Origin of the sequence: Brevundimonas nasdae (assembly GCF_016654005.1) — a bacterium.
GTDB lineage: Bacteria > Pseudomonadota > Alphaproteobacteria > Caulobacterales > Caulobacteraceae > Brevundimonas > Brevundimonas nasdae.
Genome location: NZ_JAEPWN010000003.1, coordinates 251384 through 272410 on the forward strand (window position 1 = coordinate 251384; position 21027 = coordinate 272410).

At 66.3% G+C, this 21027-nt stretch carries 20 protein-coding genes; 11 read left to right on the top strand and 9 right to left on the bottom strand.

From position 1 onward, the window contains the following. The first annotated feature begins 65 nt into the window (after positions 1-65). The gene (locus JKF87_RS06880; RefSeq protein ID WP_201098645.1) at positions 66-1958 is read left to right on the top strand and encodes a M2 family metallopeptidase; all 1893 of its coding nucleotides are present in this window, start codon (positions 66-68) and stop codon (positions 1956-1958) included. Positions 1959-2054: 96 nt separating this feature from the next. Continuing rightward, positions 2055-3968 carry a pilus assembly protein TadG-related protein gene (locus JKF87_RS06885; protein ID WP_201098647.1) on the top strand — a complete coding sequence of 638 codons (1914 nt, stop codon included), beginning with the start codon at positions 2055-2057 and terminating at the stop codon, positions 3966-3968. 6 nt (positions 3969-3974) lie between these two features. On the opposite strand, the gene JKF87_RS06890 is transcribed toward JKF87_RS06885, so the two are convergent. After that, positions 3975-4946, bottom strand: coding sequence for an isopenicillin N synthase family dioxygenase (locus JKF87_RS06890; RefSeq protein WP_201098649.1), 972 nt, complete (start codon positions 4944-4946; stop codon positions 3975-3977). A 184-nt stretch (positions 4947-5130) separates the two neighbouring features. Between JKF87_RS06890 and JKF87_RS06895 the strand changes: the two genes are divergently transcribed. Further along, positions 5131-5805: an OmpA family protein gene (locus tag JKF87_RS06895; RefSeq protein WP_201098651.1), complete on the top strand. Its 675-nt coding sequence runs from the start codon at positions 5131-5133 to the stop codon at positions 5803-5805. A gap of 152 nt (positions 5806-5957) precedes the next feature. After that, complete coding sequence (locus JKF87_RS06900) at positions 5958-6140, top strand: hypothetical protein (RefSeq protein WP_201098653.1); 183 nt, start codon at positions 5958-5960, stop codon at positions 6138-6140. A 128-nt stretch (positions 6141-6268) separates the two neighbouring features. On the opposite strand, the gene JKF87_RS06905 is transcribed toward JKF87_RS06900, so the two are convergent. Continuing rightward, positions 6269-7417 (bottom strand): outer membrane beta-barrel protein, encoded by a 1149-nt coding sequence (locus JKF87_RS06905; RefSeq protein ID WP_201098911.1) that lies wholly within the window; start codon positions 7415-7417, stop codon positions 6269-6271. 235 nt (positions 7418-7652) lie between these two features. After that, positions 7653-8384, bottom strand: a complete 732-nt coding sequence (locus JKF87_RS06910; protein WP_201098655.1) for a glycosyltransferase family 2 protein — start codon at positions 8382-8384, stop codon at positions 7653-7655. Between the two features lie 75 nt (positions 8385-8459). On the opposite strand from JKF87_RS06910, the gene JKF87_RS06915 reads away from it, so the two are divergent. The 3 genes from JKF87_RS06915 (at position 8460) to JKF87_RS06925 (ending at position 11578) form a co-directional block, all read left to right on the top strand. Next, complete coding sequence (locus JKF87_RS06915; RefSeq protein ID WP_201098657.1) at positions 8460-10145, top strand: ArnT family glycosyltransferase; 1686 nt, start codon at positions 8460-8462, stop codon at positions 10143-10145. Beyond that, entirely contained in the window at positions 10142-11056 is a 915-nt protein-coding gene (locus JKF87_RS06920; protein ID WP_201098659.1) for a hydroxymethylglutaryl-CoA lyase, read from the top strand. Before JKF87_RS06915 ends, JKF87_RS06920 begins: the two co-directional genes overlap by 4 nt. A gap of 96 nt (positions 11057-11152) precedes the next feature. Continuing rightward, entirely contained in the window at positions 11153-11578 is a 426-nt protein-coding gene (locus JKF87_RS06925; RefSeq protein WP_201098661.1) for a hypothetical protein, read from the top strand. Positions 11579-11719: 141 nt separating this feature from the next. On the opposite strand, the gene JKF87_RS06930 is transcribed toward JKF87_RS06925, so the two are convergent. The 3 genes from JKF87_RS06930 to trhA form a co-directional block, all read right to left on the bottom strand. After that, positions 11720-12091: a hypothetical protein gene (locus JKF87_RS06930; protein ID WP_236261174.1), complete on the bottom strand. Its 372-nt coding sequence runs from the start codon at positions 12089-12091 to the stop codon at positions 11720-11722. Further along, a complete protein-coding gene (phaR, locus tag JKF87_RS06935; RefSeq protein WP_307417545.1) occupies positions 12088-12732 on the bottom strand; it encodes a polyhydroxyalkanoate synthesis repressor PhaR in 645 nt (214 codons plus the stop codon). Before phaR ends, JKF87_RS06930 begins: the two co-directional genes overlap by 4 nt. Positions 12733-12820: 88 nt before the next feature. After that, complete coding sequence (trhA, locus tag JKF87_RS06940) at positions 12821-13534, bottom strand: PAQR family membrane homeostasis protein TrhA (protein ID WP_201098678.1); 714 nt, start codon at positions 13532-13534, stop codon at positions 12821-12823. Positions 13535-13695: 161 nt separating this feature from the next. On the opposite strand from trhA, the gene JKF87_RS06945 reads away from it, so the two are divergent. After that, positions 13696-14871 carry an acetyl-CoA C-acetyltransferase gene (locus JKF87_RS06945; protein WP_201098680.1) on the top strand — a complete coding sequence of 392 codons (1176 nt, stop codon included), beginning with the start codon at positions 13696-13698 and terminating at the stop codon, positions 14869-14871. A gap of 153 nt (positions 14872-15024) precedes the next feature. On the opposite strand, the gene JKF87_RS06950 is transcribed toward JKF87_RS06945, so the two are convergent. Further along, entirely contained in the window at positions 15025-16629 is a 1605-nt protein-coding gene (locus JKF87_RS06950; RefSeq protein ID WP_201098682.1) for a M20/M25/M40 family metallo-hydrolase, read from the bottom strand. A gap of 313 nt (positions 16630-16942) precedes the next feature. After that, positions 16943-17920: a zinc metalloprotease HtpX gene (gene htpX, locus JKF87_RS06955; RefSeq protein WP_201098684.1), complete on the bottom strand. Its 978-nt coding sequence runs from the start codon at positions 17918-17920 to the stop codon at positions 16943-16945. Between the two features lie 50 nt (positions 17921-17970). Between htpX and JKF87_RS06960 the strand changes: the two genes are divergently transcribed. Both JKF87_RS06960 and JKF87_RS06965 read left to right on the top strand, forming a co-directional pair. Then, on the top strand, positions 17971-18228 hold the full coding sequence (locus JKF87_RS06960; RefSeq protein ID WP_370874302.1) for a DUF1674 domain-containing protein: 258 nt from the start codon (positions 17971-17973) through the stop codon (positions 18226-18228). Between the two features lie 103 nt (positions 18229-18331). Continuing rightward, entirely contained in the window at positions 18332-19522 is a 1191-nt protein-coding gene (locus JKF87_RS06965) for a hypothetical protein (RefSeq protein ID WP_201098688.1), read from the top strand. A gap of 4 nt (positions 19523-19526) precedes the next feature. Here the strand turns inward: JKF87_RS06965 and pyrF are convergent, their stop codons facing one another. Then, a complete protein-coding gene (gene pyrF / locus JKF87_RS06970; RefSeq protein ID WP_201098690.1) occupies positions 19527-20243 on the bottom strand; it encodes an orotidine-5'-phosphate decarboxylase in 717 nt (238 codons plus the stop codon). Between the two features lie 85 nt (positions 20244-20328). On the opposite strand from pyrF, the gene JKF87_RS06975 reads away from it, so the two are divergent. Next, a complete protein-coding gene (locus JKF87_RS06975) occupies positions 20329-21024 on the top strand; it encodes a MarC family protein (protein WP_201098692.1) in 696 nt (231 codons plus the stop codon). Positions 21025-21027 lie beyond the last annotated feature (3 nt).

The window sequence follows — 21027 nt, forward strand, 5'->3', positions numbered from 1 at the left end:
AGCCGCAGCGCTTGACGGGGTGATGGTCGTCGCCTCTCCTGCGCGGGCTGTTCAGGAGATCCATGATGAAGCGTCAGTTGATGACCGCCGCTGCGGTCTGCGTGCTTGCCTTCACCGCAGGCTGCGCCTCGACGTCGGCCCATAATCCCGACGCGGCCTCGACCCAGGGGCAGGGCCAGGGGCAGATCCAGGCCGGTTCCGGGCTGAAGGCGGACTATCCGGCCACCACCGCAGGCGCGAACGCCTTCATCGCCGACGCCGAGGTCCGCTGGGCCGAGATCACCGAATACGCCGCGCGCGTGCAGTGGTCGCGGGCGACGAACATCACCTTCGACACCATGTGGCTGGAATCCAAGGTCAACGCCGAGGTGACCGAGCTTCAGGTGCAGCTGGCCAATCAGGCGGCCAAGTTCAACACGGTGACGGTCGCCCCGGACGTGCGCCGCAAGCTGGATCTGCTGCGTCTTGGCCTTGTCCTGCCCGCGCCCGACCGACCGGGCGCGGCCGACGAACTGGCCCAGATCACCACCCGTCTGGACTCGGCCTATTCGACCGGCAAGTTCGACTACAAGGGTCGCCAGATCACGCTGGACGAGGCGTCGCTGATCCTGGCGGACAGCCGCGATCCGCAGGAGACCAAGGCGCTTTACGAGGGCTGGCGCACGATCTCACCGGCCATGAAGGTCGATTATGCGCGCATGGTGGAAATCGCCAATGAAGGCTCGCGCGAGCTGGGCTTCGCCGACACCGGCGCCCTGTGGCGCTCGGGCTATGACATGCCCGCCGATGATTTCGCCGCCGAGACGGACCGGCTGTGGGCCCAGGTGAAGCCCTTCTACGAGAACCTGCACTGCTATGTCCGCGCGCGACTGAACGCCAGATACGGCGATGCGGTCCAGCCGGATCACGGCCCGATCCGCGCTGACCTGCTGGGCAATATGTGGTCCCAGCAGTGGGGCAATATCTACGACATCGTCGCCCCCGCGACGGGCGGCGCGTCCAGCTATGACCTGACCGACCTGCTGGTGAAGGCGGGCTATGACCCGACCAGGATGGTGCGCACGGGCGAGGGTTTCTACACCTCTCTGGGTCTGGCGCCCCTGCCGCAGACCTTCTGGGAGCGCAGCCAGATCGTACGTCCGCGCGACCGCGAGGTGGTCTGCCACGCCTCGGCCTGGGACCTGGACAACGCCGACGACATCCGCATCAAGATGTGCACCAACGTCAACGCCGACGACTTCTATACGGTGCACCACGAACTGGGGCACAACTATTATCAGCGGGCCTACAAGGACCAGCCGATGCTGTTCCGCAATGGCGCCAACGACGGCTTCCACGAGGCCATCGGCGACTTCATCGGCCTGTCGGCCCTGACGCCGACCTATCTGCACCAGATCGGGCTGCTGGATCAGGTGCCGGGCGAGGACGAGGATATTCCCTTCCTGCTGAAGATGGCGCTGGACAAGATCGCCTTCCTGCCCTTCGGCCTGATGGTGGACCGCTGGCGCTGGGACGTGTTCTCGGGCGAGACGACGCCGGTCCAGTACAACGCCGCCTGGACCGCCGACATGCTGAAATATCAGGGGCTGGTCCCGCCCGGCGCACGCCCGGCCGACGCTTTTGATCCCGGGGCGAAATACCATGTGCCCGGCAACACGCCCTACACCCGCTACTTCCTGGCGCACATTTATCAGTTCCAGTTCCAGCGCGCGGCCTGCCGCCAGGCGGGATGGACCGGGCCTCTGCACCGCTGCTCCACCTATGGAGACACGGCGGTCGGCGCCCGATTCAACGCCATGCTGGAAATGGGTCAGTCCCGCCCCTGGCAGGAGGCGATGAAGGCCTTCACCGGCGACGAAGGCAATGACGCCTCGGCCATCGCCGACTATTTCGCCCCTTTGAACACCTGGCTGACCCAACAGAACCAGGGTCACAGATGCGGATGGTCTGAAGCTTAATCGCGGTTAACCCTGAGGTTTGGGCCTTCCCTTAACCGGCGGGCGCCATGGTGACGACCAGCGGGCGAGTTTGCGTCCGGTCGCGGAAGCACGATCTTGGCGCCTCAACGGCTGAACATCGGGGCATGGCCCAAACTGAACCGCTTCCTGGCGCGGCTGGGCGCCGATCAGCGCGGCAATGTCGCCATGATGTTCGGCCTCAGTCTGCCGGTGCTGTTGATGCTGGTCTTCGGCGGCATCGACATCAACCGTGTCTCGACCGCGAAAGCCAATCTGCAGGATGCGCTGGACGCCGCCACCCTGGCCGCGGCGCGCTCGCCCTACACCTCCGATCAGACCAAGGAGTTGAACGCCGTGGGCCTGACGGCGCTGAAGGCGAACCTGCGGGCTACAGACGGCGTGAGCTTCAATGACAGCGACATCAGCTTTACGGTCGACGCCAATCAGGTCGTGAAGGGGGCGGCGAAGATCCAGGTCAAGACCCTGGTCGCCAACATCATCCTGCCCCCCTATGGCAAGCTGCTGGACGACACGCTTCCGGTCGCCTCGTCTTCGGACGTGCAGCGCTCGTCCAAGAACATTGAAGTCGCCCTGGTGCTCGATGTCACCGGCTCGATGAACAACGGCAAGATCGAATCCCTGAAGAGCGCCGCCAATCAACTGGTGGATATCGTGGTTCAGGATGTCCAGACGCCCTATTACACCAAGATGTCCCTGGTCCCCTATTCGATGGGCGTGAACCTGGGCGGTTACGCCAATAATGCGCGCGGCGTGCCGACGGCGACGGCCAATGTCACCAATATCGTCTGGTCGACGGGAAACATCGCCTCGATCAGCGCCGTGACCAAGGCCAATCCCGCCGTGCTCACCACCACAGCCGCTCATGGATTCGTCAACGGCGATCGGGTGGCGATCTGGAACGCCAGCGGCATGACGCAGTTGAACGGCGTCGCCTTCACAGTGACCAACGTCAACGCCAGCGCCAGGACGTTCCAGCTGATCGGCGGCAACGGCGCTGTTATCGACAGCCGGAATTACAGCACCTTCACCGGCAGCGCGTCAAAACCCGCCTATGTCGCAAAATGCCTGCGGACGGATTGCAAGCCCAAGGTGACCGCCAGCAATCATGGCCTGCTGACACGAAACGGCACTGTGGTGTTCGAAGGCGTCCAAGGCATGGACTATCTGAACACACGCCCCCTTACGGTGTCGGAAGTGAACACCAATGACTTCATCGTCGATGTCGTGGGCGGACAGACCTATACGCGCGGCGGCACGACGGCCTGTGGTGAGAACGGCTGCGCCTGGCGGGTCTTCACCAGTGCATCCGGTTCATTGCGTGCGCTGAAGAACAGCGATTGCGTCAGTGAACGGGCGGGCAATCAGGCCTATACGGATGCGTCTCCGTCTTCGGCCCGCCTCGGCTTCAACTATCCCGCCGACAATCTGAACAATGGGCTGAATCCCTGCCTCAATGCGCCGCTGCGCCCGCTGTCCAGCGACAAGCCGGGGCTCAAGTCCGCGATCAACGCCCTGACGATCGGCGGATCGACGGCTGGCCATATCGGGGCGGCCTGGGGCTGGTACACTGTGTCGCCCAACTTCAACTCGCTCTGGCCTTCGAACGGCGCCGGGCCGTACCGCGACATGAATGTGCTGAAGTCGGTGATCCTGATGACGGACGGCGAGTTCAATACCCCCTATTCGAACGGCGTCATTTCCTCGGACGCCGGCACCGGCTCGGGATCGACACCGGATCACATCAACCAGAACGCCCCCAACGGCAGCTCCACCAGTCAGGCGTTGAAACTGTGCACGGCCATGAAGGCCCAGGGGATCACGGTCTACACCGTGGGCTTCCAGGTCGGCACGACCGGGGCGGCGGCGGATCTGATGAAGAACTGCGCGACCAGCCCGGACTACGCCTATCTGCCGACGTCCAGCACTGACCTGAGCGAAGCCTTCAAGGCCATCGGCCGCGATATCACCCGCCTGCGCATCACGCGCTGATCCGCCTCAGAGGAGGCGGATTTCGCGCAGACGTTCGGTCAGATAGTCCTCGGCCAGGATGGTCTTGCCTGCATAGCGGTCGGGATTGTCCGGCGTGACGGCGCTGGGCAGGGTCTCGATCGGGAAGTCCGGGTTGAAGTGCAGGAAAAAGGGCGTCGAATAGCGGGCGAACCCGCGACGTTCCGGCGCCGGATTGACCACCCGGTGCGTGGTCGACGGCAGGACGTGGTTGGTCAGGCGCTGCAGCATGTCGCCGATATTGACGACCAGGGCGCCGGGCGGCGGGGCGATGTCCAGCCAGCTGCCGTCCTTTTCCTTCAGCTGAAGACCGGCTTCTTCGGCGCCCAGCAGCAGGGTGATGACATTGATGTCCTCATGGGCGCCGGCGCGGACGCCAGGGGCGTCGGCGGGAACCGGCGGATAGTGCAGCATGCGCAGCACGCTGTTGCCCATCTCGACCTTGTCTTCGAAATAGTCGTCGCCCAGCTCCAGATACCGGGCGATGGCGCGCAGGATCTTGCGGCCCAAAGCGTCCAGGTCCTCGAACATGCCGTACAGATGGGGTTGGAAGCCCTCGACCTCGGTCGGCCACAGGTTGTCACGCATGTATTTGCGATAGGGGTGGTCGGCAGGCAGTTCGCGGCCGACGTGCCAGAACTCCTTCAGGTCCACGGTCGCGGCGCCCTTGGCGGCTTCGACGCCGAAGGGGGTCAGGCCGCGCGCCCCGCCGGTTCCCGGCTGGTGGTACTGGCGCTTCACGTCTTCGGGCAGGGCGAAGAAGGCCTTGGCGTCATTGATGGCGGCGTCGATCCGTTGCTGGTCCAGACCGTGATCGGCGATCACCGCAAAGCCGTAGCGGGTGAAGGAGGCGCCCAGGGCGTCGCTGAAGGCCTGAAAATCGGCGTCATAGCCGGTCATCGACACGGGCTTGATGGCGCGGTCGTCGGTCGACGGGGTTTCGGTCGGGGTCGCGCTCATCGGCGTCGTCCTCACTGTAGCTGTGTGCGGCGGTTCCCATACGCCTAATCCGCAACCTTGTCAGTTCATGGGCGCGCGCCATGACGATGAACCATGGTCGTCCTTGTTCACCTAAGGTACAGCTTGGAACCTCCACAGTAAGCGTGCGTTTCCGCGCCAGACCGCCAATCGGAAGGACCAATCCATGCGCGCCAAGATTATCGTCGTCGGTGTCTCCATCGCCGCCCTGCTGGGCGCCGCCGCCTGCACCACGACCGATCCGTACAGCTCCACCCCGACACGCAACAACACCGGCACGGGCGTCCTCGCCGGCGCTCTGGGCGGTGCGGTGCTCGGTTATCTGACCAACACCTCGAACGGCGAACAGGGCCGCAAGAACGCCCTGATCGGCGCGGGCATCGGCGCTCTGGGCGGCGCAGCCGTCGGCCAGTACATGGACCGCCAGCAGCGCGCCATGGAGGCCCAGCTGTCCGGTTCAGGCGTCGGCGTCGCGCGTCAGGGCGACAACCTGGTCCTGCGCATGCCGTCGGACGTGACCTTCGCCACCAACCAGTCCTCGATCGACCCGCGCTTCCTGCCGGTGCTCGATGACGTGGCGCGGGTTCTGCAGGAATATGACCGCTCGACCATCGACATCATCGGCCACACCGATTCGTCGGGCGGCGACGCCATCAACCAGCCCCTGTCCGAGCGCCGCGCCAGCAGCGTGGCTTCGGAGCTCGTGCGTCGCGGCGTGATCGCGCAACGCCTCTATGTGGCGGGCAACAGCTCACGCAATCCGGTTGCAACGAACGCGACGCCGGAAGGCAAGGCGCAGAACCGCCGCGTCGAAATCCTGATCCGCCCCTTCACCGGCTGATTACGGACGTATGAGCGATAGGGAGGGCGGGACCGCAGGGGCCCGCCCTTTTCTTTTGGCTTTAGGGTGTTGGTGCTCCGTCACCGGGTTGCACCCGCCGGCCAACTCGGTTCAGCTTGAGCGGGTTGAGAGCGAGATTCAACGGGGCTGCCGTGACGCCACAGGGGCGCGAGATCTTGGATGCGGTGAAGCTGGCGGTGATCGCCATAGTCTGCGCCCTGTTCACCGCGACGCTGGTCATCGGCATCGGCGGCGCTGTGCTTCGTTCCGACCAAACCCCCGCGCGACACGACGGCGGCGGGCAGCAGTCATCGATGACGGCGGAACTGTATTAGGCGATCTGGCCAATCGGCAAAAAGAAACCGCCGACTTCACTGGGAAGTCGGCGGCTCTGTCTTTGTACGACGGACTTCGAAGTGCGGTTGGGGCTCGCACCGCTTTCGCGGAGCGAGCCCTTACCGACTTAGAAGTTGATGTCGACCGTGGCGCGACGGTTGAGCGGCTCACGCACGCCGTCAGCCGTGGCCTTGGCCAGGTTGGTTTCACCCTTGCCGTCGAGGGCGATGACGCCGCCGTTGACGCCTTGAGCAACCAGAGCGTCGGCGACGGTGCGCGAACGACGGTTGGACAGGCCCAGGTTATAGGCGGCCGAACCCGAGGTGTCGGTGTAGCCGACGACCAGCACGCGGGTCGGAGCGCCCGACTTGGCGTAGTTGGCGGCTTGCGTCACGACCGAGCGGGCTTCAGCCGTCAGGTCCGAGCGATCCCAGTCGAAGTAGACCACGAACTGACGCGCAGCCGGCTTAGCCGGAGGCGGCGGAGGCGGCGGGGGCGGCGGAGGCGGCGGCGGGGGCGGGGGCGGCGGCGGGGGAGGAGCAACCGGTGCTGCTTCGTCAGCGCCGAAGCTGTAGCGCAGCCCCAGGGTTACGGTGTGGACCTTGTTGTAGTCGCCGTCCCAGGTGCCGAACTGGGTGCCGCCGACCGAGGTGGAATCCCACGAGGCGTCGCCCGTCAGATAACGGTAGGTCAGGTCGATGTTGGCGCGGTCGCCCACGGCGTACGACAGCCCGGCGATCGCCTGAGCGGCGAACTTGGTCGAGGTGTCGTCAGCGGTGAAGGTGGCGCCGCGGTTGGCGCGTTGTTTGCCGATCGTGTCGATCGAGACGCGGTTCACACCGGCGCCGAGGCCGACGAAGGGACGCACGCCCCAGGCCGAGGAGCCAAAGTCATAGATGACATTGGCCATCAGGGTGGTCGACTCGATGTCGCCTTCCGGCGAGTGGCACGCGCCGGTGGCGGGCGTCAGGTTGCAGAGGCCCTGGGTGCCCGAGGAGGCGCGGATCGTGCCGATGTCGCCCGAACGGTAGCCGCCTTCCAGTTCAACGCGCCAGTTGGGGTTGAAGCGGTAGCCGAGACGGGCGAAGGCCGCCCAGCCCGGATTGACTTCATACTTCCAGGTCGCGCCGGTGACCGACGATTCAGCCTTGATGTCGTGGTCGAATTTGTAGCCGGCGTCGATCGCGCCGTACCAGCCGTTGGGCTCCGCCGAAGCGGCGCCGGCCGAAAGGGCCATGGCGGCTGCTGCGCTGGAAGCCAGCACAAGAGTCTTCATACGCATTGGGGGTATCCCTCCGCCTTGTTGATAAAAATGCGACGGGAAAACCGCCTAATAGTGGCTCATATCAGCGAAGCTGTGGGAGGTCGAGCCGCAAACGGGGTTGCTGAACACTCTGAAATTGCAACCGTGGCCTTGATGCTACAGGGAAAATCTCAAAAACGACGATGTGTCGCGCGTTTGGAGATTCTCTTTAACGTTGTGTTTAGGAGATCTGTCGCGTGAGGCGGCGTCAAAATTCGGACACAGCCCCCGGTCGTCGAGAGCGCGACTTGAGCCAGATCACCCCCATCAGGTCCGACAGGGAGGCGCGCAGCCGTCCCCAGTTGGTGTATTTCGACCGCCCCGTTTCGCGGTGGCGATGCCCGACGTCGAGATACTGGTTCCGATAGCCTTCACGGATCACCAAGGCGGGCAGGTAGCGGTGGATATGGTCGAAATAGGGAAGGCGCAGGAAGACGTCGCGGCGGAAGGCCTTCAGGCCGCAGCCGGTGTCGTCGGCGTCATCGTCCAGCAGGCGCTTGCGGATGCGGTTCGCCCAGAGGGAGGCCTGACGTTTCGCAGCGCTGTCCTGGCGTTTGGCGCGGCGGCCGCCGATCAGAGCGACGTCGGCAGGAGCGGCGATCAGGGCGTCGACGAGACGGGGCGCGTCGATCGGCGGGTTCTGTCCGTCCCCGTCCAGGGTGACGATGATGGCGCCGCGCGCAGCGAGCACGCCGGTGCGTACGGCGCGGCTCTGACCGGCGTTGGAGCCGTGGGCCAGCACCCGCAGCATGGGCAGTTCCGGCATGACGGCCTGCAGTTCGGCCAGGGTCGCGTCGCGGCTGGCGTCATCGACGAAGATCATCTCGAAAGAGCGGCCTGCGAAGGCTTCGGCGATTTCCCGCGCCAGAGGCACGGCGGCCCCGGATTCGTCATGGACGGGGACGACGACGGAGATGTCGGGCGCAGATTCAACGGTCATGGCCGCTCCATAGCCGAGATGCGTCGCTTAGGGGAGACGGCTGACGACTGTGCAGGCGGCGTGTAAGGAAGCAGGATGAAGACGTTTGATCTTGATCGCCATGTCGCCGGTTGGCGCGGGCCCTTGTTTGCGGCCCTGCTGACGCTTGTCGCCGGACTGCCCAGTCTGCTGCTGATGCCGCCGCTGGACCGCGATGAGAGCCGATTCGCCCAGGCCACAGCCCAGATGCTGGAGAGCCACGACTATGTGGACATCCGCTTCCAGGACGAACCGCGCTGGAAGAAGCCGGTCGGCATCTATTGGCTGCAGGCCGCCGCCGTCTCCCTGACCTCGGATGTCGAGGATCGCGAGATAGCCCCCTATCGAATTCCGTCGCTGCTGGGCGCCATGCTGGCCGCCTGGGCCGTGGCCTGGGCGGGTGCGGCCTTGTTTGGGTCGCGTGCCGGCTTCCTGGGCGGGGCCATCATGGGGACCACCTTCCTGCTGTCGTCCGAGGCGGGGATCGCAAAGACCGACGCCATGCTGTGCGGGGCCACGACCCTGGCGATGGCGGCGCTGGCGCGCATCTATATGGCGACGAGAGCAGGCGAGAGACCTGTCCGCTTGCACAAGTTCCTGTTCTGGGCTGGCCTGGGCCTGTCGATCCTGATCAAGGGGCCGATCGGGTTTCTGGTCATCGCCCTGGCTGTCATCGCCCTGTCGATCTGGGATCGAAACATCAAATGGCTGGGGCGCCTGGGCTGGGGCTGGGGGCTGCCGCTGGTTGCGTTGATGGTCGGGCCCTGGGCCATCGCCATCACCATCGCCACGGACGGCGGTTTCTGGCGCGAGGCCATCGGCGGCGACCTGGCGCCCAAGATTGCGGGCGCCCATGAAAGTCATTCGGGTTTCCCCGGCATGTACCTGTTGCTGGCGCCCCTGCTGTTCTTCCCGTCCACGCTCCTGTTGCCCGCCGCCGTCTCGACGGGATGGAGCCGCCGGGCGGAACCGGCGATCCGCTTCCTGGTCTGCTGGCTGGTTCCCGGATGGCTGATGTTCGAACTGGCCCCGACCAAGCTGTGGCACTACACCTTGCCGACCTTTGGGGCCCTGGCCCTGCTGGCGGCGGCGGCCCTGGCCCGGCCCATCGGCAGGGTTTCGCGCATCACCGGCGCCGTCCTGGCGGTGTTCGCCGCCGTGCTGGTGATCGGCATCACCATCTACGGGCTGACGGTCTATGGCACTTCGACGGCCCAGACCTGGGCGGCGGTGACCGTGGTGACGACGCTGGCGGCGGCGGCCATCGGCGCCTTCCTGCTGTTGAACAAGGCGCCGGTCGCGGCCCTGATCCTGTCCCTGGCCTTCGGCGTCGTCGGTCACGCGTCGCTGGCGGGCACGATCCGTCAGCTGCGTCCGTTGGCCATCGCGCCTCAACTGGAGCGGACGCTGGAGGCCGCCGATCTTCATCCCAGGCAGGGCCGCACGCCGGGGCCGGTCGCCATCACCGGCTTCCATGAGCCCAGCTTCGTCTTCCTGACCGGGCGTGACACCGAACTGACCGACGCCCAGGGCGCGGCGGAGGCTCTGGCTGAGGGCCGTCCCGCCATCGTCGAGGCGCATGACGCCGACGCCTTCCGCGCCGCCGCTGGTCGGCTGGGGGTGTCGGGCCGTGCGGTCGGCGTGGTCAACGGCCACAACTATTCGTCGGGCGATGATGTCAGCCTGACCGTCTATGCGCCGCCGCCCCGCACGGCGGCTGTCCCGGAGGCGTCAGAACAATGAGCCGGTTCATCCAGATCGTCGAAGTCGGCCCGCGGGACGGGCTGCAGAACGAAAAGGCCGTGCTGGCGCCTGCCGTCCGCGCCGATCTGGTCCATCGACTTGAAGACGCGGGCGCCAAGCGTATCGAGGCCGTCTCCTTCGTCCACCCGAAATATGTGCCGCAGATGGCGGGCGCCGAAGAGGTGATGGCCGCCCTGCCGCATCAGGGTGGGCGCAGCCGCATCGGCCTGGTGCTGAACGCCAGGGGTTACGACCGCGCGCTGGCGACCGGGGTGGACGAGGTCAATGTCTCGATCTCGGCGACAGACGGCTTCGGCCTGAAGAACACCGGCCTGACGGCGAAACAGCAGCAGGAGATGCTGGCCGACATCATCGCCCGGCGGCACAACGCAGAGACCTCAGAGGGGACGCCGTCCCTGACGGCCATGATCTCGTGCGTCTGGGGCTGCCCGTTCGATGGCGAGGTCTCGGTCGATCTGATCGCCGAACAGGTCGGGGTTCTGGGCGAACTGGGCGTCCGTGAGATCGGGCTGGCGGACACCATTGGCGTGGCTGATCCATGGGCCGTGACACGTGTGGTCGAGGCGGCGAAGAAGGCGGCGCCCGATGCGGTTCTGCGGCTGCATTTCCACGATACGCGCAACACTGGACTGGCCAACGCCTATGCGGGCGTCCAGGCGGGGATCAGCGTGCTGGACGCCTCGGTCGGCGGCATCGGCGGCTGTCCGTTCGCGCCCGGCGCCACGGGCAATATCGCCACCGAAGACCTGGTCTATATGCTGGAGCGCGGCGGGTATCAGACGGGCTATGATCTGGACGCCCTGATCGCAACGGCGCGCTGGATCGGCGAGGCCATCGGCCGACCTGCCCCCTCGGCGCTGAGCCGGGCAGGCGGATTTCCCAAAGTCTGACGCCGATTTCCGCCCGTGCTTGGCGGACTGAACCAAACGGCGCTATCTAAAACCACAGGCGGGATGCGGCGTCATCCGGCCTGAGAAGGACCCATTATGCTGATCGCCATTCCCCTGCTGTTGATCCCGGTGGTGCTCTACAACATCGTCGTGCTGTTCGGCGGGTCCAGCACGGGCGGCATGGCCGAGGCGGACGCCATCCTGCGTGATCCGTTGTTCTCGATCCCCATGACCTCGGGCGCCCTGTGGAATGTGGGGTCGGGGGACCTGATCCTGCTGCTGGGCCTGGTGCTGCTGTTCTTCGAACTGATCAAGTCGACCTCCAGCCAGAGGGTCGCCATCATCAATCACGCCCTGTCCATGATCCTGTTCATCGTGGTGCTGGTGGAGTTCCTACTGCTGCGCGGCTTCGCCACCTCGACCTTCTTCCTGATCGTGATGATGATCCTGCTGGATGTGCTGGCCGGGTTCATCGTGACCATCATCTCATCGCGCAAGGACTTCGACTTCGGCGGTCATTGAGGCGCCCTTACGAAAAGGCCGTGAAGATCAGGGCCACGACGGCGACGTCGAAAACCTTGGCGGCGATGCTGAGTGCGGCGGGCATGGGCTGATCCGGGAAAGGCGTCTTGGCCCTTCACCAGCAAACTCCGTGCCGCAGGATCAGATTTCGGTGCGGGTCGTGCGGCCGGCGCGCGGGCGACGTTCGGCGGCCCCGGAATATTCGGTCTCCAGATAGGCGGAGCGGGCGGCGTCCAGCACGGGCGCCCCGCCGCGCAGGCCGCGCTTCTGGCCCGCCTGACCCATCTGCTGGGCGACGAAGGCGGCGGCGCCGGGTTCGACCGCCGGATGGACGGCAGCTCTTGCCGGGCTTTTCATGTCCGGCGCGGCGTCCGCATCCGGGCTGTCGGAGGGGTTGGCGGGCGTGTCGCTGACGACTGAGGCGGCGGCCTTGCGGCGTTCGCGCTCACGCCGTTCGCCTTCGCGACGGTCCACGCCCTCCATGCCGCCGACAGCTCGGATGGGGTCCGTCATTTCGTTTCGGGCTTTGCGCCCGCCAGTTTCTCGATCTGTGCGCGCATCTCGTCCATCTGACGCCGCATCTCGTCAAGCCCGTCAGAGGCTTCGGGCCTCTTCGCCGCCGGTTCGGGTTCAGCAGAGGCCGGGGCGGGCGCCGCTGTAGGCTCCGCCCGAGTGAAGCCGAAGCCGGGGAACATCTGCAGGGCGCGTTCGAACATGGCCATGTTCGCGCGCGCCGCCTCCTCCATCAGGGTCGCGCCGGAGCCTGTGCCGAAGGCGCGGCCGATCTGGCTGGCGAACTGTTCCTGCTGTTTGCTGAAGTTGGCCAGCGACATCTCCAGATAGGAGGGCAGGACCCCCTGCATCTGGCCGCCGTAGAAACCGATCAGCTGGCGCAGGAACTGCACCGGCAGCAGGGCCTCGCCCCGGCTTTCTTCCTCGAAGATGATCTGGGTCAGGATCTGACGGGTCAGATCATCGTTGGACTTGGCGTCATAGACAACAAACTCGGCGCCTTCCCGCACCATTGTGGCGAGGTCCTCAAGCGTCACGTAAGCGCTGGTGCGCGTGTTGTAGAGCCTGCGGTTCGCATACTTCTTGATGACGATCACGTCTGGATCGCCTGGTTTTCCACCCTTGGTCTTTTCGTCAGCCACGCTTGTTCTCGCGATGTTGCAACGCATCACTATCCCCCTATGCGGACAGAAGCGCCAGTGCGCACAAGGGGATGTGACTGAAACCCGCTTAGTGGCTCATCGCGGGGGCCAGGACCACGCCGACCAGCACCGCCGCCCAGTGGACGCTGGCCCCGGTGACGACGAACCCGTGCCAGATGGCGCGGCGGTATTTCACCCGTGGGCTGATGAAGACGAAGACGCCCGCCGTATAGATCAGGCCGCCGATGACCAAGAGGGCCAGGGCGATGGGGTGAACCGTCTCGACCATCGGTTTCAGGGCCGCGACCGCCAGCCAGCCGAAGACGATATAGACGCCGCTCCAGAACCGGTCGGAGATGCGCGGCGCGAACAGCTTCACGGCGGCGCCGGTGAAGGCCAGGGTCCAGATCAGGGCGGTGAAGCCGACCGACCACAGACCCTCGAACCTCTGGGTCGTGAAGGGGGTGTAGCTGCCTGCGATCATCAGGAAGATGGCCGCCTCGTCCAGCCGCCGCAGCACGGGTCGCGCCGCGCACGGATTGGTCCAGTTGTAGATGGTCGAGGCCGTCAGCATCCCGACCAGACACAGGGCGTAGATGGCCGTGGACAGCACGCCGCCGACGCCCGCGTACACGCCCGCAAGCCCGGCCAGGATGACGCCGCCGACCGCCGCCAGCATCAGGCCCACCCCATGGACCCACAGATCGGCCAGGCGTTCGGCGCGCGTCTGGTAATGCTCGATCATGTCCAGCTCGTCCGGCGTGCAGACGTGGGTGACGATGCGTTTCAACGTGCCAAGCATGGCCGTTTCAATCCTTGGACCACCTCAATCGTTCCCGTCACAAGGCGCCGAGAGGGTGTCAAATGACTGAATCCGCCCTTGCCGACATCGCCGCAGGTGACGAAGTCTTCGCAATGCGGCAAAACGGCCACGCAGAGTTATTCGTCAGAGAGTGAAATCCCATGACCGAAGTTGTCATCGTCTCCGCCGCCCGCACGCCGGTCGGCTCCTTCCTGGGCGGCCTGGCGTCGCTGCCGGCGTCCAAGTTGGGCGAGATCGCCATCAAGGCGGCGCTGGAGCGCGCCAGCCTATCCGGCGATGACGTCGATGAGGTGATCCTGGGCCATGTGCTGCAGGCCGCCGCTGGTCAGGGACCGGCGCGTCAGGCCGCCGTCGGCGCGGGCGTACGCAAGGAGGCCGCCGCCTGGAGCATCAACCAGATCTGCGGCTCGGGTCTGCGCGCGGTGGCCATCGCCGCCCAGCAGATCGCCCTGGGCGATGCGAAGATCGTGGTTGCAGGCGGTCAGGAAAGCATGAGCCAGGCGCCGCACGCGCAACAGCTGCGCGCCGGTCACAAGATGGGCGACGTCAGCTTCACCGACACCATGATCAAGGACGGTCTGTGGGACGCCTTCAACGGCTATCACATGGGCCAGACGGCCGAGAACATCGCCGACAAATGGTCGATCAGCCGCGAAGCCCAGGACGCGTTCGCCGTCGCCAGCCAGCACAAGGCCGAGGCCGCGCAGAAGGCGGGCCGGTTCGCCGATGAGATCACGCCTGTCGTCATCCCCGGCAAGAAGGGCGACGTGACGGTCGATCAGGACGAATACATCCGCCACGGGGCGACCCTAGAGGCCATGCAGAAGCTGCGTCCGGCCTTCACCAAGGACGGCAGCGTCACCGCCGCCAATGCGTCCGGCCTGAACGACGGCGCGGCGGCCCTGGTGCTGATGAGCGCCGATGAAGCCACGGCGCGCGGCCTGGAGCCGCTGGCCCGCATCGCCTCCTACGCCACGGCGGGCGTCGACCCGTCGATCATGGGCACGGGACCGATCCCGGCGTCGAAGAAGGCGCTGGAGAAGGCGGGCTGGACCGTCGCCGACCTCGATCTGGTCGAATCCAACGAAGCCTTCGCCGCCCAGAGCCTGTGCGTGGTCAAGGAGCTGGGCCTCGACCCGGCCAAGGTGAACGTCAACGGCGGCGCCATCGCCATCGGCCACCCCATCGGCGCCTCGGGCGCGCGCATCCTGACGACCTTGCTGTTCGAAATGAAGCGGTCGGGCTCCAAAAAGGGTCTGGCGACCCTGTGCATCGGCGGCGGCATGGGCGTGGCGATGTGCGTGGAGCGGGCCTAAAAACCAAGTCGTCATTCCGGGGCCGAGCGAAGCGAGGAACCCGGAACCCAGGACCGCCCGCTCGCTCTGAACCGCGTCCAGGGCGACGCCATCCTCCTGGGTTCCGGGTTCGCCCGATGGGCGCCCCGGAATGACGTTCAGGGCGGCTACGCCTCAGTCCGCCCGATATTCGAACGGATCGGTCGGGGTCGGCTCGGTCGGCAGCGGCATGCGCGGGAGGGGGGCGTCGCGGTTGGCGGCGTTCAGCAGGAAGCTGGCCAGGATGATGGCCGCCTGACGCAGGTCTTCGGCCTTCAGGTGGTCATAGCTGTCGATGCTGGTGTGGTGCAGGCGGCTGGAATAGTCGAGCGGATCCTGGATGAACTGATATCCGGGAATGCCCACCGTCTGCATATAGACGTGGTCGGTGCCGCCCGCCGGACGCAGCGACACGGTGGTCGCGCCCATGCTGGCGAAGGGCGCCAGCCATTCCTGGAAGATCGGAGCGGCGGCCACATTGCCCTCGGCGTTGATGCCCCGGATCTTGCCCGAGCCGTTGTCCAGATTGAAATAGGCCACCAGATCCTTGTGGCCTGCGCGGGGCTGGACCGGCCAGCGCGTGCGCCATGTGCGGTTGTTCGGCAGATTGGCCAGGGCCGGATCATTGGACGGCGCGCGCGTCGCCAGATGCTGATCGACATAGGCCAGAGAGCCCAGGATGCCCTGCTCCTCGCCGTTCCACAGGGCGAAGCGGATGGTGCGCTTGGGCTGTACGCCCAGGGCCTTCAGGATGCGCGCGGCCTCCATGACCACGGCGCTGCCCGCCGCATTGTCCACCGCGCCGTCGGAGGCGACCCAGCTGTCCAGGTGGGCGCCGGCCATGACGTATTCCGTGCCGCGCGCCGTGCCGGGAATATCGGCCAGGATGTTGTAGGCGTTGACGTCCTCGTCATGGAACTGGACTTCGCTGTTCAGCTCCAGCGTCGGCGGAGTGTCGGTCAGGGCCAGACGCGCCAGACGGCGATAGTCCTCAGCCGCCAGCTCCAGACCCGCCAGCTTGGGCGTGGCGCCGACCTGATAGGTGTAGCCCGTGCCGTGCAGCAGGCCGCCGTCACGTTGTGAGATGCGGACCCAGGCCAGTGCGCCCTGTTCGACCAGGAAGGCGTCCAGCTTGGCGGCGAAGTCGGCGGTCTCCAGCGACTTGCGGATGGCGTCGGGTGAATACTGGGGCTGGACGTAGGTGTTGCGGTCGGCCAGTTCGGCGGCGGTCAGGCGGCGGAAGGCCGGTTCCGTCGGCTCGGAGCCTGTGCCGGGCAGGGACACCATGACGATCTTGCCCGACAGCTTGCCGCGCCATTTGTCGAAGTCCTCGACCTTGGACAGGGGGGCCACGACGACGCCTGCGCTGATGGTCCCGTTGGTCGATGGCGTCCAGGCCACGGGAATGACCCGCAGGTCCAGCGGTCGGGGCGCCGTCATCCGGGCGCTGGCGCGGACGATGGACCAGCCGCGGCCGAACTCGAAACCCTCAGCCCGGACATTGGACAGGCCATAGCTGCGGAACTGCGCCTGCGCCCACTGTTCGGCCTGACGCATCTGGGGCGAGTTGGTCATGCGCCCGCCGATCCGGTCGGTCAGATAGGCGGCGTTCTGCATCACCTGGCTGTGGTTCAGTCCCTGGTCGATGATGTTGTTGACGGCGACCCGGTCAACGGATTGGGCCATGACCGGCGTGGCCAGCAGGGCGGCGGCGGAGACAAAGGCGAGCAGGCGCGACATTCAGAAAACAGACCCCATGATTCAGATGGGCGGCATCTGACGCGATGACGCAGGTTTTCGCAAACCTGTCAGGTGTGGCGAACCGCCCCGGTCGGATGGTCAATCTGTTGCGAGCTTAAATCCAGAGCCGATAAGCACCCGTGCAGAGCCGTCATTCCGGGGCGTCCGAAGGACGAACCCGGAACACAGAAGGCGTGCATCCGGTGTCGAATGCGTCCAGCCGAGCGAATGCGGCCCTGGGTCCCGGGTTCTTCGCTTCGCTCACCGCCGGAATGACGAGTCGGGAGATAGGTTCCCAGCGCCAAGTTTGGCGTCAGCCCCACGGCCCCTTGCGAGATGTGGATGACGGGGGCGTGGTCGGCACGCCCGTCGCGAACCCGGCGGCAGGGCGCGGCTGGATCGGCTCCGGCGCAGGCTGGGTTGCGCGGGGCCGCATCCCCATCTTGGCGCCCAGCTCCATCAGGGCGCGCACCCGGTTGCCGGTCGCCGGGTGGGTCGAGAACAGATTGTCCGCGCCGCGTCCCGCCAGCGGGTTGATGATGAACAGCTGGCCCGAGGCCGGATTGCGTTCCGCCGTCGGATTGTGGATCCGCTTGGCGTAGGCCTCGATCTTCTGAAGCGCCGAGGCCAGGGCCTGCGGATCGCCCGCGATCTCTGCGCCGACGCGGTCGGCCTCATATTCGCGGCTGCGGCTGATGGCCATCTGCACCAGACCCGCCGCCATGGGCGCCAGGATCATCAGGGCCAGGGTCCCGATCATGCCGCCCGGACGCTCACGGTCGTTGCCCCCAAAGAACAGGGCGAAGTTGGCCAGGGCCGCGATGGCGCCCGCGATGGTCGCCGTCACCGTCATGGTCAGGGTGTCGCGGTTCTTCACATGGGCCAGTTCGTGGGCCATCACGCCGCGCACCTCTTCACGCGTCAGCATGTCCAGCAGGCCGGTAGTGGCGCAGACGGCGGCGTTCTGAGGGTTGCGGCCGGTGGCGAAGGCGTTGGGCTGGTCGCTGGGGATGATGGCGACCTGGGGCTGGGGCATTCCGGCGTCATTGGCCATCTGGCGCACATCAGCGACATAGTTCCTGACGACGGCATTGGGATGCTGCTCGTCCACCGGCTGGGCCTTGTACATTTTCAGCACGATCTTGTCGGCGTTCCAGTAGCTGAACAGGTTCATGCCCCCCGCGAACAGCAGGGCGACGCCCATGCCGGTCGGGCCGCCGATCAGGTAACCGATCCCCATAAACAGGGCGGTCATGACGGCCAGGAGAATGAAGGTCTTCAGATGGTTCATTGCATCGCCTATTTGATCTCACGATGCCCAGCCCTCAAGAGAGCCGCCCTGTGACCGAAGATCACGCCCCCCACGCCGCCTCGACAGAGGCCGATATCGAACCGGCAGCGGCATTCAACGCCGATGTGCCGCACGCCACGCCTGAGCGTCCGCTGAGCGATGTCGCGCGCCAGGCCTTGCTGGAGGCGGCGGAGCGGCGCGCGGCTGAGACGGCCCTGCAGTCTGATCCCGAATACGGCGGGCCGACCGGGCCGGAGCCCACGCGCTACGGCGACTGGGAGAAGAAGGGTCTGGCGGTCGATTTTTGAGGCCGGATGTTGAAAAGACCGCTGCGGCGGCCAAATCCTAACAAAAGATGACCGACAGGCGCCGGTCTTGCCAGTGAGGGGACAACTCAGAGGAGTCTGTCCCGTGACGATACAGTCTATGATCATGGCCGCGTCGGCGGCGCTATTGCTCTCAGCCGCGCCTGCCCTGGCCGGCGGCCCTGGCGGAGGAGGCGGCGGTTGCGGCGGCGGCTGCGGCGGCGGTCACCACGGCGGCGGCAACTACAACCGCAACTACAACGCCAATCACAACGTCAATGTGAACCACAATGCTGCGAGCAACTATTCGCGCAGCTATTCGGCGATCAATGTCCGCGGCTATTCCAACACCTCCAGCTTCCAGCGCGGCTATGTCGGCGGCGGAACCGTCTATTCGGGCGGCGGCGGATATTCCGACGGCTATTGGGGCGGCGGCGCCAACTATGTGTCCGCGCCGGTGAACTTCGTCGGACCGGCTCCGGTCAGCGCGCCGATGGGCTATCCGGTCTATGGCCTGGGCCGCGACTACATCGGCTGGCGTCCCTACGCCCCGCAGCGCCCGGTCGACTGCAACTGCGGCCCGCGCCCTGCGCCCTATCCTGACCGTTATGTGCAGGCCGCGCCGGTTCAGGTCGCGCCGCAACGCATCTATGTGGCGCCGTCGCAGGTGAACTTCGCCCCGCCGCAGATCGAGATGGCCCCGCCCGCCTATATCGAACAGCCGCCGATCTATATTCAGGCTCCGTCGGTCAATATCGGTCCGCAGCGGGTTCAGGTCGCAGGTGGCCGCGTGAACCTGTCCGCGCCTCAGGTCGATGTGGCGCCGCCGGTCTTTGTCGATCAGGCCCCGGTCTATGTGCAGTCGCCTGACGTCAACGTCGGCCCGCAACGGGTCCAGGTCGCGCCCGGCCGCGTGAACCTGTCCGCCCCGCAGGTGGATGTGGCCCCGCCGGTCTATGTCGACCAGGCGCCGGTCTATGTGCAGTCGTCAGACGTCAATGTCGGTCCGCAACGGGTTCAGGTCGCGCCCGGTCGCGTGAACCTGGCCCCGCCGCAGGTGGACGTGGCCCCGCCGACCTATGTCGGTCAGGCCCCGGTCTATGTGCAGTCGTCGGACGTCAATGTCGCCCCTTCGCAGATCTATGTGGCCCCGCCGCAGGTGAACACGGCGCCGCCCCAGTATCAGCACCAGGAGCCGCAGGGCTATTACGGCGACCTGCCGCCGCCGGACCATGTCGCGCCGCAGGCTCCGCGCCCACGCCACGGCTATGCCCAGGAGCCGGGCGAACGCGGCTGATCGATCAGATCAGCGCAATGCTCTCGGCGACCGCCAGGGCCGCCGCGCGCGGATCGGCCGCCGCCGTGATCGGGCGGCCGATCACCAGATGGGTCGCCCCCGCCAGAAGCGCCGTCTCCGGCGTGGCGGCCCGCGCCTGATCATCCAGCGCCGCGCCCGAGGGGCGCACGCCGGGGGTCACGATAAGAAAGTCATCGCGGCCCGCCAGGGTCGCGATTTCCTTTACCCGCGCCGCCTCGTGGGGGCTGGAGACGACGCCGTCGATCCCGGCCTCCAGCGCCTGGCGTACGCGCAGCTCCACCAGTTCGGCGGGGGACAGGCTATGGTCGTCGGCGGCCAGATCATCCGCCGTCAGGCTGGTCAGGACGGTGACGCCCAGAACCTTCAGGTTCGAGCCCGCCACGCCGCGCGCCGCCGCCGCCATGACCTGGGGCCGGGCATGGACGGTCAGCAGGTCGCATCCCGCATCGGCCAGACTGGCCGCCGCCTTCTCGACCGTCGCGCCGATGTCGTGCAGCTTCCAGTCTAGGAAGACCTTGCAGCCCTCGGCCTTCAGGTCGCGGGCCAATTCCATGCCGCCCGTGGCGAACAGCTGCAGGCCGATCTTGTAGAAGCCGACCGCATCCTGAATCTGGCTGACCAGGGCCACAGCCTGGGCTGTCGTCGGCACGTCCAGCGCGCAGATGATCCGTTCATCGGGCTTGCGATTGGGTTGGGTCATCGACGGACTCGCGCTGAGCGGCTATGCCGGAACACTTGGGGTGCGTCGGCGGAGCGGCGTAACGATTAATGGGCGAGGTGAGGCGATGAACGCGGTCGATCTGGGTGTCAACCTGTTCGTGACCCTGTTTGCTCTGCTGGATCCGATCGGCAATCTGCCGATCTTCGCCGCCGCGACGGCGGGGGCCACGCTGCGCCAGCGGATTTCGGTCTCGGCGCTGATCTGCGCCTTTGCGGCCATCTTCCTGGCCTTCTTCCTGTTCACGGGCCTGGGCCTGCTGCAGTTCTTCGGCATTTCGCTGGCGGCCTTCCGCATCGCGGGGGGCATCCTGCTGCTGTTCCTGGGTCTGGACATGGCGCGCGGCGACTTCCTGGCCATGTTCGCCGACAAGGACGCCCTCACCGACGCCAAGGATGTGCGCGGCTATGCCCGTCGGCGGTTCCAGCGTCTGGTCGTGCCCTTCGCCATTCCGCTGATGATCGGGCCGGGCGCCATCTCGGCGGTCATCATCCAGGCGGGCGAGGCGGCCAAGCTGGGCTATGCCGGAACCATGGGCTCTCTGGCGGCCATCGCCGCCGCCTGCGCCGTCTCCTTCGTCTGTTTCGCCCTGACCGGCTCGCTGAGCCGCCTGCTGGGCGAGGTCGGAATGGCGATCATCGTCAAGGTTCTGGGCCTGATCCTGTGTGCGCTGGCGATCCAGTTCATACTGCTGGGTCTGGGCGAGGCCATTCCCGGCATGATCTCGGGCGCGGTGACCACGCCCTATCCGGCGGCTGGATAGGGC

Coding starts and splice junctions, on each gene's coding strand:
- pyrF (WP_201098690.1), bottom strand. CDS start 20,243: ATGACCCAACCCAATCGCAAGCCCGATGAACGGATCATCTGCGCGCTG.
- JKF87_RS06950 (WP_201098682.1), bottom strand. CDS start 16,629: ATGTCGCGCCTGCTCGCCTTTGTCTCCGCCGCCGCCCTGCTGGCCACG.
- JKF87_RS06910 (WP_201098655.1), bottom strand. CDS start 8,384: ATGACCGTTGAATCTGCGCCCGACATCTCCGTCGTCGTCCCCGTCCAT.
- JKF87_RS06975 (WP_201098692.1), top strand. CDS start 20,329: ATGAACGCGGTCGATCTGGGTGTCAACCTGTTCGTGACCCTGTTTGCT.
- JKF87_RS06925 (WP_201098661.1), top strand. CDS start 11,153: ATGCTGATCGCCATTCCCCTGCTGTTGATCCCGGTGGTGCTCTACAAC.
- JKF87_RS06930 (WP_236261174.1), bottom strand. CDS start 12,091: ATGACGGACCCCATCCGAGCTGTCGGCGGCATGGAGGGCGTGGACCGT.
- JKF87_RS06890 (WP_201098649.1), bottom strand. CDS start 4,946: ATGAGCGCGACCCCGACCGAAACCCCGTCGACCGACGACCGCGCCATC.
- JKF87_RS06920 (WP_201098659.1), top strand. CDS start 10,142: ATGAGCCGGTTCATCCAGATCGTCGAAGTCGGCCCGCGGGACGGGCTG.
- JKF87_RS06915 (WP_201098657.1), top strand. CDS start 8,460: ATGAAGACGTTTGATCTTGATCGCCATGTCGCCGGTTGGCGCGGGCCC.
- JKF87_RS06945 (WP_201098680.1), top strand. CDS start 13,696: ATGACCGAAGTTGTCATCGTCTCCGCCGCCCGCACGCCGGTCGGCTCC.
- trhA (WP_201098678.1), bottom strand. CDS start 13,534: ATGCTTGGCACGTTGAAACGCATCGTCACCCACGTCTGCACGCCGGAC.
- JKF87_RS06895 (WP_201098651.1), top strand. CDS start 5,131: ATGCGCGCCAAGATTATCGTCGTCGGTGTCTCCATCGCCGCCCTGCTG.
- JKF87_RS06880 (WP_201098645.1), top strand. CDS start 66: ATGAAGCGTCAGTTGATGACCGCCGCTGCGGTCTGCGTGCTTGCCTTC.
- htpX (WP_201098684.1), bottom strand. CDS start 17,920: ATGAACCATCTGAAGACCTTCATTCTCCTGGCCGTCATGACCGCCCTG.
- JKF87_RS06905 (WP_201098911.1), bottom strand. CDS start 7,417: ATGAAGACTCTTGTGCTGGCTTCCAGCGCAGCAGCCGCCATGGCCCTT.